The organism is Pseudomonas sp. NFPP04, assembly GCF_900113815.1.
Taxonomy (GTDB): domain Bacteria; phylum Pseudomonadota; class Gammaproteobacteria; order Pseudomonadales; family Pseudomonadaceae; genus Aquipseudomonas; species Aquipseudomonas extremorientalis.
The window spans coordinates 366,067-377,742 of record NZ_FOQS01000003.1; the positions used below are offsets into that span (position 1 = coordinate 366,067).

13 protein-coding genes and 1 pseudogene are annotated in these 11,676 nt (G+C 60.6%); 13 read left to right on the top strand and 1 reads right to left on the bottom strand.

Features of this window, described 5'->3' with window-relative positions:
• Positions 1-30 precede the first annotated feature (30 nt).
• From fliN to BM017_RS09065, 7 genes are all read left to right on the top strand, one after another.
• Positions 31-498, top strand: coding sequence for a flagellar motor switch protein FliN (gene fliN / locus BM017_RS09030; RefSeq protein WP_058427232.1), 468 nt, complete (start codon positions 31-33; stop codon positions 496-498).
• Position 499: 1 nt separating this feature from the next.
• On the top strand, positions 500-943 hold the full coding sequence (gene fliO, locus BM017_RS09035) for a flagellar biosynthetic protein FliO (RefSeq protein ID WP_071489821.1): 444 nt from the start codon (positions 500-502) through the stop codon (positions 941-943).
• Positions 943-1,686, top strand: a complete 744-nt coding sequence (fliP, locus tag BM017_RS09040) for a flagellar type III secretion system pore protein FliP (protein WP_016976565.1) — start codon at positions 943-945, stop codon at positions 1,684-1,686. Before fliO ends, fliP begins: the two co-directional genes overlap by 1 nt.
• A 4-nt stretch (positions 1,687-1,690) precedes the next feature.
• Positions 1,691-1,960, top strand: coding sequence for a flagellar biosynthesis protein FliQ (gene fliQ / locus BM017_RS09045; RefSeq protein WP_010208761.1), 270 nt, complete (start codon positions 1,691-1,693; stop codon positions 1,958-1,960).
• Positions 1,961-1,964: 4 nt separating this feature from the next.
• Positions 1,965-2,750, top strand: a complete 786-nt coding sequence (fliR, locus tag BM017_RS09050) for a flagellar biosynthetic protein FliR (RefSeq protein WP_071489820.1) — start codon at positions 1,965-1,967, stop codon at positions 2,748-2,750.
• 3 nt (positions 2,751-2,753) lie between these two features.
• Positions 2,754-3,890 (top strand): flagellar biosynthesis protein FlhB, encoded by a 1,137-nt coding sequence (flhB, locus tag BM017_RS09055; RefSeq protein ID WP_071489819.1) that lies wholly within the window; start codon positions 2,754-2,756, stop codon positions 3,888-3,890.
• A gap of 370 nt (positions 3,891-4,260) precedes the next feature.
• On the top strand, positions 4,261-4,464 hold the full coding sequence (locus BM017_RS09065) for a cold-shock protein (RefSeq protein WP_092243047.1): 204 nt from the start codon (positions 4,261-4,263) through the stop codon (positions 4,462-4,464).
• Between the two features lie 44 nt (positions 4,465-4,508).
• Here BM017_RS09065 and BM017_RS29580 read toward each other — a convergent pair.
• Positions 4,509-4,631 (bottom strand): annotated as a pseudogene (locus BM017_RS29580) (DUF6124 family protein); the annotation flags it as partial.
• Between the two features lie 569 nt (positions 4,632-5,200).
• On the opposite strand from BM017_RS29580, the gene flhA reads away from it, so the two are divergent.
• The 6 genes from flhA (at position 5,201) to BM017_RS09100 (ending at position 11,672) form a co-directional block, all read left to right on the top strand.
• Positions 5,201-7,315 carry a flagellar biosynthesis protein FlhA gene (flhA, locus tag BM017_RS09075; protein WP_219731804.1) on the top strand — a complete coding sequence of 705 codons (2,115 nt, stop codon included), beginning with the start codon at positions 5,201-5,203 and terminating at the stop codon, positions 7,313-7,315.
• 12 nt (positions 7,316-7,327) lie between these two features.
• Entirely contained in the window at positions 7,328-8,644 is a 1,317-nt protein-coding gene (gene flhF / locus BM017_RS09080) for a flagellar biosynthesis GTPase FlhF (RefSeq protein WP_071489815.1), read from the top strand.
• Between the two features lie 106 nt (positions 8,645-8,750).
• A complete protein-coding gene (fleN, locus tag BM017_RS09085) occupies positions 8,751-9,584 on the top strand; it encodes a flagellar synthesis regulator FleN (protein WP_003192912.1) in 834 nt (277 codons plus the stop codon).
• Complete coding sequence (fliA, locus tag BM017_RS09090; RefSeq protein WP_016976604.1) at positions 9,581-10,321, top strand: RNA polymerase sigma factor FliA; 741 nt, start codon at positions 9,581-9,583, stop codon at positions 10,319-10,321. The genes fleN and fliA overlap by 4 nt, the downstream gene beginning before the upstream one ends.
• A 169-nt stretch (positions 10,322-10,490) precedes the next feature.
• Positions 10,491-10,865, top strand: a complete 375-nt coding sequence (locus BM017_RS09095; RefSeq protein ID WP_015885173.1) for a chemotaxis response regulator CheY — start codon at positions 10,491-10,493, stop codon at positions 10,863-10,865.
• An 18-nt stretch (positions 10,866-10,883) separates the two neighbouring features.
• Positions 10,884-11,672 carry a protein phosphatase CheZ gene (locus BM017_RS09100; protein ID WP_058427225.1) on the top strand — a complete coding sequence of 263 codons (789 nt, stop codon included), beginning with the start codon at positions 10,884-10,886 and terminating at the stop codon, positions 11,670-11,672.
• Positions 11,673-11,676 lie beyond the last annotated feature (4 nt).

An 11,676-nucleotide genomic window follows, 5' to 3' on the forward strand; every position in this document is an offset into this window, starting at 1 on the left:
TATGAATGTTTGCTCCGCCGAGGACATGTAATGGCTACCGAACACGAAAACACTTCCGCCGAAGACCAGGCCCTGGCTGACGAATGGGCGGCTGCCCTGGAAGAAACCGGCGATGTTGGCCAGGACGATATCGACGCGCTGCTGGCCGCTGACGCCGCCACCGCTCCGGCCGGCAACCGCCTGCCCATGGAAGAATTCGGCAGCGTGCCGAAAAACAACGAGCCGGTGTCCCTCGATGGCCCGAACCTGGATGTGATCCTCGACATTCCGGTGTCGATTTCCATGGAAGTCGGCAGCACCGAAATCAACATCCGCAACCTGCTGCAACTCAACCAGGGTTCGGTGATCGAGCTTGACCGCCTGGCCGGCGAGCCGCTGGACGTGCTGGTCAACGGCACCCTGATCGCCCACGGCGAAGTGGTGGTGGTCAACGAAAAGTTCGGCATCCGCCTGACCGACGTGATCAGCCCGAGCGAACGCATCAAGAAGTTGCGCTGATATGAAGTATTCGATGGCGGGACTGTTTCTGGCGCTGCCATTGAGCGCCCTCGCGGCTGAGCCGGCCGCGCAAGCGACGGCGGCGGCCGCACCAGTGGTGAGCAGCGGTATCGGCGGGCAATTGACCCAGCTGGTGCTGGGCCTGTTGCTGGTGGTCGGGCTGATTTTCGTGCTGGCCTGGCTGATGCGTCGCGTGCAGCGCGTAGGGCCGGGCAACGGCCAGGTGATCGAGATGATCGGTTCGCGCGCCCTCGGCCCGCGTGATCGGCTGGTGCTGGTGCAGGTGGGCGAGGAACAGATCCTGCTGGGTATCACCCCCGGCCGCATCACCCCGTTGCACGTGCTCAAGACCCCGGTGAGCGTGGATCAGGGCCAGTCCGCCACGCCAGAATTCGCCCAGCGCCTGATGGAGTTGCTGGGCAAGGATCAGAAGGATAAGAAGTAATGCGCGTTTTATTGACGCTCATGCTGTTGCTGGCCGCGCCATTGGCGTTCGGCGCCGATCCGTTGTCGATCCCGGCCATTACGCTGGGGACCAACGCGGCGGGCGCGCAGGAGTATTCGGTCAGCCTGCAGATCCTGCTGATCATGACCGCGCTGAGCTTTATTCCGGCGTTTGTCATGCTGATGACCAGCTTCACGCGGATCATCATCGTGTTCTCGATCCTGCGCCAGGCACTGGGCCTGCAGCAGACGCCGTCGAACCAGATCCTCACCGGCATGGCCCTGTTCCTGACGCTGTTCATCATGGCGCCGGTGTTCGACAAGGTGAACCAGCAAGCCTTGCAACCCTACCTGGCGGAGAAAATGACCGCCCAGGATGCGATCGACAAGGCCCAGGGTCCGATCAAGGATTTCATGCTGTCGCAGACCCGCTCCAGCGACCTTGAGCTGTTCATGCGCCTGTCCAAGCGCACCGACATCGCCACCCCGGACCAGGCGCCGCTGACCATCCTGGTGCCGGCGTTCGTCACGTCGGAGTTGAAGACCGCGTTCCAGATCGGCTTCATGATCTTTATCCCGTTCCTGATCATCGACCTGGTGGTGGCGAGCGTACTGATGGCCATGGGTATGATGATGCTGTCGCCACTGATCATCTCGCTGCCGTTCAAGATCATGCTGTTTGTGCTGGTGGACGGCTGGGCGCTGATTATCGGCACCCTGGCCGGCAGTTTCGGCGGGGTATAGCGCAATGACGCCAGAAGTCGCCGTCGACCTGTTCCGTGAAGCATTGTGGCTGACCACCGTGATGGTCGCCGTGCTGGTGGTGCCGAGCCTGTTGGTCGGCCTGCTGGTGGCGATGTTCCAGGCGGCGACCCAGATCAACGAACAGACCTTGAGCTTCCTGCCGCGCCTGCTGGTGATGCTGGTCACTCTGATCGTGGCCGGCCCGTGGCTGGTGCAGACCTTCATGGAATATATCCTGCAGTTGTACGGCAGTATTCCGCAGTTGATCGGCTGACCCGATGCAGTCCTTGCTGGCGTTGACCGACACCCAGATCAGCACCTGGGTGGCGTCTTTCATCCTGCCGCTGTTCCGGGTCACGGCCATGCTCATGGCCATGCCGGTGTTCGGCACCACACTCGTTCCACGGCGCGTGCGCCTGTACTTTGCGGTGGCGATTACCGTGGTGATCGTGCCCGGGCTGCCGCCGATGCCGCCGGTCAATGCCATCGATCTGAGTGCGTTGCTGCTGATTGCCGAGCAGATCCTGATCGGCGCGCTGATGGGCTTTTCCCTGACGCTGTTCTTCCAGGCCTTTGTGATCGCCGGGCAAATCATCTCGATCCAGATGGGCATGGGCTTCGCCTCTATGGTCGACCCTACCAACGGTGTCTCGGCGGCGGTGATCGGGCAATTCCTGACCATGCTGGTGACCTTGCTGTTCCTGGCCATGAACGGCCACCTGGTGGCCTTTGAGGTGATGACCGAAAGCTTTATCACCTTGCCGGTAGGCTCGGGGCTGGTGGTCAATCACTTCTGGGAGGTGGTCGGGCGGCTCGGCTGGGTATTGGGTGCTTCGCTGTTGCTGGTGTTGCCGGCGATCACCGCATTGCTGGTGGTCAACATCGCCTTTGGGGTGATGACTCGTGCGGCGCCGCAATTGAACATCTTCTCGATTGGTTTCCCGCTGACCCTGGTATTGGGCATGGGGATTTTCTGGATCGGCCTGGCCGACATTCTCAATCAGTATCAACCGCTGGCGACCGACGCCCTGCAGTTCTTACGTGATCTGGCACGGGCGCGCTGAGCCATGGCCGAGAGCGAGAGTGGTCAGGACAAAACAGAAGACCCCACGGAGAAACGTAAAAAGGACTCCCGGGAAAAGGGCGAGATTGCCCGCTCAAAAGAGCTCAATACCGTCGCCACCATGATGGCCGGTGCCGGCGCGTTGCTCATCTACGGCGGCGGCCTGGCGCTGGACTTGATGGAGTTGATGAAACACAACTTCGCCTTGCCCCGCGAGGTGCTGCTCAACCCCGACGCCATGGGCCGGTACCTGTTGCATTCGGGCAAGATCGCGATCCTGGCGGTGCAGCCGATTCTGATCACCTTGCTGCTCGCCGCACTGATCGGCCCGGTCGCCCTGGGCGGCTGGCTGTTCGCTGCCGGCAGCATGGCGCCCAAGTTCAGCCGCATGAACCCTGGCGCCGGGCTCAAGCGCATGTTCTCCACCAAGGCCCTGGTGGAGCTGCTCAAGGCGCTGGCCAAGTTCATCCTGATCCTGTTCGTGGCGCTGATGGTGCTGTCGTCCGACATTGATGACCTGCTGCTCATTGCCCATGAACCGCTGGAGTCGGCGATCATCCACAGCGTGCAGGTGGTGGGCTGGAGTGCGCTGTGGATGGCGGCCGGGCTGATCATCATCGCGGCGGTGGATGCGCCGATCCAGTTGTGGGAAAGCCACAAGAAACTGCTGATGACCAAGCAGGAAGTGCGCGACGAGCACAAGGACCAGGAAGGGCGCCCCGAGGTCAAGCAGCGCATCCGCCAACTGCAGCGCGAGATGTCCCAGCGCAAGATGATGGCCTCGGTGCCCGACGCCGATGTGGTCATCACCAACCCGACCCACTATGCCGTCGCCCTCAAATACGACCCGGAGAAGGGCGGCGCGCCGATGCTGCTGGCCAAGGGCAGTGACTTTACCGCGTTGAAGATCCGCGAGATCGCGGTGGCCAACGACATCCTGTTGCTGGAGTCGCCGGAGCTGGCGCGGTCGATTTTCTACTCCACCGACCTGGACCAGGAGATTCCCGCCGGGTTGTACCTGGCGGTGGCTCAGGTGCTGGCGTATGTCTATCAGATTCGCCAATACCGCGCCGGCAAAGGCAAGCGCCCGGATCCGCTCAAGGATTTGCCGATTCCGCCGGATTTGCGCCGCGATTCCTGACGTACTCCCGCCCTGCCTACCACTCATCGATAACTGTCGTCTACCTGTCAGACTTCACAGTAGCCAAAGCGCGCTGCTCGCGGTTCTATTGCCCTATGCACTGCGCGCAGGCTGTAAACGAGATGCAGGGAGAGTGGTTTTGAATCGGTTTACCAGAGGCATCGTCAAATCCTATAACCGGAAAACTGGAAAGGGTTTGATTGTCGTGGATGGCGAGACTGTTCCGGTGGACCTCATTGGTTCGCGGGACGTCCGGCTTGCGGTGGGGGTGCAGGTGGTGTTTCAGCGGATCCATCGACCTGACGGTATCTTTGCGTGCGATGTCAGGGTCATCCAACAAGTCCTTGAGTGAGATGTCAGGAGAACCGTAATGGCAACAGGCACGGTGAAGTGGTTTAACGCGCAGAAGGGGTTTGGGTTTATCAAGCCGGACGACAATAGCTCGGATGTTTTTGTCCATTATTCGGCTATCAAGAGCGACGGTTTCAAGACGCTTGAAGAACATCAAAAAGTTGAATTCGATTTAGCCCAAGGACCCAAAGGCGGTCAGGCTGAAAACGTCCGCATCCTATGAGCGTCATAATCGTTCCCGCAGGGTAGTGCAGGAACGATCCGCCATCAGGCCCTCAAGTGCTCGCTGTCCTCCAGCACTCTGTCAGCCAGCAGCTTCGCCAGCCCGATCAACTGCGCAACACCCAGCGCACCTTCGCGTTTTGTCCGGTCCAACTCGAAGGCAAAGTCACTTATGTAAGTGGAGTCGCCACTGATCGCCGCGACGCGATGGAGGGTGGCAGCTGTGCGCAGGTTCGCGGACCGGTTACCACTGGACCCGGCATACCCGAGGGTATCCCGCGCACAGTCACCATAAGGCCGCACAGTAGACGATAAAAAGGCGTCAACTGAAAGCGGACAATGGCGCTTCTGCGCATTGGTAAGCCGGGCCGCGACGCCCGTCCACTGCGTTTGCAGCGGTGTACGGAGACTAGAGAGCGAGTTTCCTAGGGGCAACCGCAAAACCTTATCGGAAATTTCCCCTGTAGTACCGGCTGCGCGCACATCCAAGTGTGGGAGGGGGCTTGCCCCCGATGGCGTTGTGTCAGTCACCGACTCTTAGTCTGGCAAGCTGCAATCGGGGGCAAGCCCCCTCCCACATTTAAAATATGTTCTTTCCGAAAAAACGTGAGTGTTCATAGCGATCGACGTTCCAAAACAAAAGTTGGAAGGCTTCTTGCAATACCGCCTTCAGGACGCCCAACTGCGTCAAAACTTTGCTTCAAAGGACACGAGGAATACTGGTGGATCGCTCTCAAATGCTCGGCACGGCGCGCAGCACCCTGACTGACCTCTCGCGGGGCAATCTGGGTGTGCCGTTGTTGTTGCTGGTGATGCTGGCAATGATGATGTTGCCGATGCCGCCGTTCCTGCTCGACGTGTTCTTTACCTTCAACATTGCCCTGTCCGTCGTGGTGCTGCTGGTCTGCGTGTACGCCCTGCGGCCGCTGGATTTTGCGGTATTCCCGACCATCCTGCTGGTCGCCACCTTGCTGCGCCTGGCGCTGAACGTGGCGTCCACCCGCGTGGTGATGCTCCACGGTCAGGACGGCCACGCCGCCGCCGGTAAGGTGATCCAGGCCTTTGGTGAGGTGGTGATCGGCGGTAACTACGTGGTGGGTATCGTGGTGTTCGCGATCCTGATGATCATCAACTTCGTGGTGGTGACCAAGGGTGCCGGGCGGATTTCCGAGGTGAGCGCGCGGTTTACCCTCGACGCCATGCCCGGCAAACAAATGGCGATCGACGCCGACCTCAACGCCGGCCTGATCGACCAGAACCAGGCCAAGACACGCCGCCTGGAAGTGGCCCAGGAAGCCGAGTTCTACGGCTCCATGGACGGTGCCAGCAAATTCGTGCGCGGTGACGCCATCGCCGGCCTGCTGATTCTGTTCATCAACCTCATCGGCGGCATGGCCGTCGGTATCTTCCAACACGGCATGACCTTCGGCGATGCGGGCAAGGTCTACGCCTTGCTGACCATCGGTGACGGTTTAGTGGCGCAATTGCCATCACTGTTGTTATCCACAGCAGCGGCGATCATGGTGACCCGTGCTTCGGGCTCCGAAGACATGGGCAAGCAGATCAGCCGGCAGATGTTCGCCTCGCCCAAGGCCCTGGCCGTGGCGGCGGGCATCATGGCGATCATGGGCATCGTGCCGGGCATGCCCCACGTATCGTTCCTGACCATGGCGGCCCTGGCCGGCGGTGCGGCCTACCTGTTCTGGAAAAAGCAGAATGCGGTCAAGGTCCAGGCCCAGCAGGAGATTGCGCGCCAGCAGGAACTGCTGCCATCCCCTGCCCGCGCCCAGGAAACCAAGGAGCTGGGCTGGGATGACGTGACCCCGATCGACATGATCGGCCTGGAAGTCGGCTACCGCCTCATTCCGCTGGTGGACCGCAACCAGGGTGGTCAATTGCTCGCGCGGATCAAGGGCGTGCGCAAGAAGCTGTCCCAGGACCTGGGCTTCCTGATGCCCACCGTGCATATCCGCGACAACCTTGACCTGGCGCCCAGCGCCTACCGCCTGACCCTGATGGGCGTGATCCTGGCGGAAGCCGAGATCTACCCGGACCGCGAGCTGGCAATCAACCCGGGGCAGGTGTTCGGCAGCCTCAACGGCATTACCGCCAAAGATCCGGCTTTTGGCCTGGACGCGGTATGGATCGAAATCAGTCAGCGCAGCCAGGCGCAGTCCCTGGGTTACACCGTGGTGGACGCCAGCACCGTGGTCGCCACCCACCTCAACCAGATCCTGTACAAGCACTCCCACGAGCTGATCGGCCACGAAGAAGTCCAGCAATTGATGGGTTTGCTCGGCAAAGCCTCGCCAAAACTCGCCGAAGAGCTGGTGCCGGGCATTCTGTCGCTGTCCCAGTTGCTCAAGGTATTGCAGGCGTTGCTGGCCGAACAGGTGCCGGTGCGCGACATTCGCAGCATTGCCGAGGCTATCGCCAACAATGCCGCCAAGAGTCAAGATACTGCCGCGCTGGTGGCCGCGGTGCGCGTCGGATTGTCGCGTGCAATCGTGCAAAGCATTGTAGGGCTTGACTCCGAGCTGCCTGTGATCACCTTGGAACCCAGGTTGGAACAAATATTGCTCAATAGTATTCAGAAGGCAGGACAAGGCCAGGAAGAGGGCGTTCTGCTGGAGCCAAGCATGGCCGAGAAGCTGCAGCGTTCGTTGATCGACGCCGCGCAACGCCAGGAAATGCAAGGCCAACCGGTGATCCTGCTGGTGGCAGGCCCGGTCCGGGCGATGTTGTCGCGGTTTGGGCGCCTGGCAGTACCGAATTTGCACGTTTTGGCTTATCAGGAAATTCCTGACAACAAGCAAGTGACTATCGTCGCGACAGTAGGGCCCAACGGCTGAGGGTAGTGGGTTATGCAAGTGAAGCGTTTTTTCGCCGCCGATATGCGTCAGGCCATGAAACTGGTTCGTGATGAGCTGGGCGCCGACGCCGCGATTATCGGCAACCGTCGTATTGCCGGCGGTGTCGAGCTGACGGCTGCCCTGGATTACACCCCTTCGGCCCTGGCGCCGCGCGTGCCGAACATGGAGCTCGAAGACGAGCTGCGCAAGACCGCTTCGCGCATCGTCTCGGCCCAGGCTGAACTGAGCATGCGTGGCGACAGCGATGCCACCACCAATCGTCAGTTGTTCGCCGGCCTGCCGCTGACCGCCGCCGAGCCATTGGTTGAGCCGACCTTCAAAGAGCCGCCGCGTCCCGCTGCGCCAGCCCCGGCAGCGGCGGTTGACCAGCGCGTGTTCGATTCGATGCGCTTTGAACTCAACGGTTTGCGTGAACTGCTCGAAGTGCAGTTGGGCTCGCTGGCCTGGAACCAGTTGCAAGGCAGCAAACCGCAACAGGCCAACCTGTGGCGCCGCCTGCAACGCATCGGCCTGTCCGGCCCGTTGTCCCGCGACCTGCTGGCCCTGACCACCGAGATCGAAGAGCCTCGCCAGGCCTGGCGCATGTTGCTGGCCCATCTGGCGCGGATGATCGCCACCCCGGAAATCGAACCCCTGGAAGAGGGCGGTGTGATCGCCATGGTCGGCCCTGCCGGCATGGGCAAGACCACCACCCTGGCCAAGCTGGCCGCCCGTTACGTGCTCAAGTACGGCGCTCAGAATATCGCGCTGGTGAGCATGGACAGCTACCGTATTGGTGCCCAGGAGCAGCTCAAGACCCTGGGCCGCATTCTCAATGTGCCGGTGACCCATGTCGACCCGGGCCAGTCCCTGGCCAACGCCCTCGACCCGCTGCTGCGCAAGCGCGTGGTGCTGATCGATACCGCCGGCCTGCAAGCCAGCGACCCGGCCTTGCGCATGCAGTTGGAAAGCCTGGCCGGGCGTGGCATCAAGTCGAAAAATTACCTGGTGCTTGCAACCACCAGCCAGAAACAGGTTCTTACCGCTGCGTATCATAGTTACAAGCGCTGCGGCCTGGCCGGTTGCATCCTCACCAAGCTCGACGAAACCGCGAGCCTGGGCGAGGTGCTGAGCCTGGCCATCAGTCATGAATTGCCGGTCGCCTACCTGACCGACGGGCCGCGGATCCCGGATGATCTGCATCTGCCGCGCCGTCATCAGTTGGTCAGCCGTGCAGTCAGCGTGCAAATGCAAGACGAGCCTAGCGAGGAAGCGATGGCCGATATGTTCGCCGACCTCTACCACAACCCGGCGAAGCGGGTAGGTTGAGGACGGTATGAACACCGTGAAAAGTATCTACATCGATGGTCTGCAAGCGATTCACGCGGCCAAGCCATGTAGCCTGCGTCTAAGCAAGACAAGGTAAAGAAATAAAATGGGCAGCATGCATCCCGTACAGGTGATCGCGGTGACCGGCGGCAAAGGTGGCGTCGGAAAAACTAACGTGTCAGTGAATTTGTCCCTGGCCCTGGCAGAGCTTGGCCGTCGCGTCATGCTGCTGGATGCTGACCTGGGGTTGGCGAACGTCGACGTTCTGCTGGGGCTGACGCCCAAGCACACCCTTGCCGATGTGATCGAGGGCCGTTGTGAGCTGCGCGATGTGCTGCTGCAAGGGCCCGGTGGCATCCGCATCGTCCCGGCCGCCTCCGGCACCCAGAGCATGGTGCACCTGAGCCCGGCGCAGCATGCCGGCCTGATCCAGGCCTTCAGTGACATCGGCGACAACCTCGACGTGCTGGTGATCGACACCGCCGCCGGGATCGGCGAATCCGTGGTCAGCTTCGTGCGCGCCGCGCAGGAAGTGTTGCTGGTGGTCTGCGATGAACCCACCTCGATCACCGACGCCTACGCCCTGATCAAACTGCTTAACCGTGATTACGGCATGAACCGCTTCCGCGTCCTGGCCAACATGGCCCAGAGTCCGCAGGAAGGGCGCAACCTGTTCGCCAAGTTGACCAAGGTCACGGATCGTTTCCTCGATGTCGCCTTACAATACGTCGGCGCAGTTCCCTACGACGAGTGTGTGCGCAAGGCTGTGCAAAAGCAGCGTGCAGTCTACGAAGCATTCCCTCGTTCCAAGTGTGCACTGGCGTTCAAGGCTATTGCCCAGAAGGTCGATACCTGGCCGTTGCCCGCCAACCCCCGGGGGCATCTGGAGTTTTTCGTCGAGCGATTGGTGCATCAGACGAGCGCAGGACCCGTGCTATGACAGCGACCGGCTACAACGCTTACAAGAAGTCTGCCCGTGACAGCCAGGGCGAGTTGATCGAGCGCTACGCGCCCCTGGTCAAGCGCATTGCCTATCACCTGCTGGCACGCCTGCCCGCCAGCGTGCAGGTCGAAGACCTGATCCAGGCGGGCATGATCGGCCTGCTCGAAGTGTCGACCAAATACGACGCGAGCAAGGGGGCGAGTTTCGAGACGTATGCGGGCATCCGCATCCGTGGCGCGATGCTCGATGAAGTGCGCAAAGGTGACTGGGCGCCGCGTTCGGTACACCGCAACACACGCATGGTCAGTGACGCAATTCGCGCAATTGAAGCAAAAACCGGTCGCGACGCTAAAGATCACGAAGTTGCGGCCGAACTCCAATTGAGTCTCGACGATTACTACGGGATTTTGAACGATACCTTGGGCAGCCGCCTGTTCAGTTTCGACGACCTGTTGCAGGACGGCGAACATGAAGGGCTGCACGAGGACGGCGCGAGTGCTCATATGGAGCCATCGCGTGACCTGGAAGATGAGCGTTTCCAGGGAGCGTTGGCGGACGCGATTGCCAATTTGCCGGAGCGTGAGCGGCTGGTGTTGGCGCTGTACTACGACGAAGAGCTGAACCTCAAGGAAATCGGTGAGGTCCTGGGTGTCAGCGAATCGCGGGTCAGCCAGTTGCACAGCCAGTGCGCAGCCCGCTTGCGGGGGCGTTTGGGAGAGTGGCGAGCGCGCTGAACAGGCAGTGTGGGGACACTGCAGACGATACCGCGAGGGCAACCGGCCTTCGCGGGTTCGACCCGTGGTGCCCCCGGCAGTCCTTTTTGTGTAATGCCTGTTGATTGAAATGGCGCGTCCAGGTGCTGGGCGCGTTTAAGACTGCTTGGAGGTCGAATTGGACAAGAACATGAAAATCCTCATCGTTGATGACTTCTCAACGATGCGGCGGATCATAAAAAACCTGTTGCGTGACCTTGGGTTCACAAACACGGTCGAGGCGGATGACGGCATTACGGCCATTCCGATCCTCAACAGCGGGAGCATCGACTTTCTGGTAACAGACTGGAACATGCCGGGCATGACCGGTATCGACTTGCTGCGCCACGTGCGCGCTGACGAAAAGCTGCGCAGCCTGCCTGTGCTGATGGTCACCGCCGAAGCCAAGCGTGAGCAGATCATCGAAGCCGCCCAGGCCGGGGTCAACGGTTACGTGGTCAAGCCATTCACGGCATTGGCCTTGAAAGAGAAGATCGAAAAAATCTTCGAACGCATCCACGGCTAATGCCATCGCGGGGGAGCTATGGAGCATAAAGAAACGTCACAGGGAGACTTCGAGTCGACCCTGAAAAAGCATGCTCACCAGTTGGTCGACAGCCTTGAAAGAGGCCAGTTCGGCGACGCGGTGCAGTTAATCCATGAGCTCAACCAGACCCGTGACCGCGGCCTGTACCAGGAAGTGGGCAAGCTCACACGCGAGCTGCACAGTGCGATCGTCAATTTCCAGATTGACCCGCACATGCCCCAGGCCGAAGAAATCTCGCAAATCACCGATGCCACCGAACGCCTGTCCTATGTGGTCAGGCTGACTGAGGCGGCGGCCAACCGCACCATGGACCTGGTGGAAAACGCCACGCCCCTGGTCAACGGCATGGCCACTGAAGCCCAGGCCCTGAGCCACGACTGGGGCCGCTTCATGCGCCGGGAAGTGGGGGCCGAGGAGTTTCGCGAGTTGGCGCGTCGGGTCGACGGTTTCCTGTCACGCAGCGAGCAGGAAAACCGTACGGTTTCCAGCAACCTCAACGACATTCTGCTGGCCCAGGATTACCAGGACCTCACCGGTCAGGTGATCAAGCGTGTGACCCAGTTGGTCACCGAAGTGGAAAGCAACTTGCTCAAATTGGTGCTTATGGCAGGCCAGGTTGACCGTTTTGCCGGCATCGAACATGACCGCGAAGCGATCCTCTCGGAAAAAGATCCACAAAAACATCTCGCCAAGGGTGAAGGTCCGCAGATTCATGCCGATAAACGTGAAGACGTTGTATCGGGTCAAGATGATGTCGATGACCTGTTATCCAGTTTAGGCTTCTAAGGAG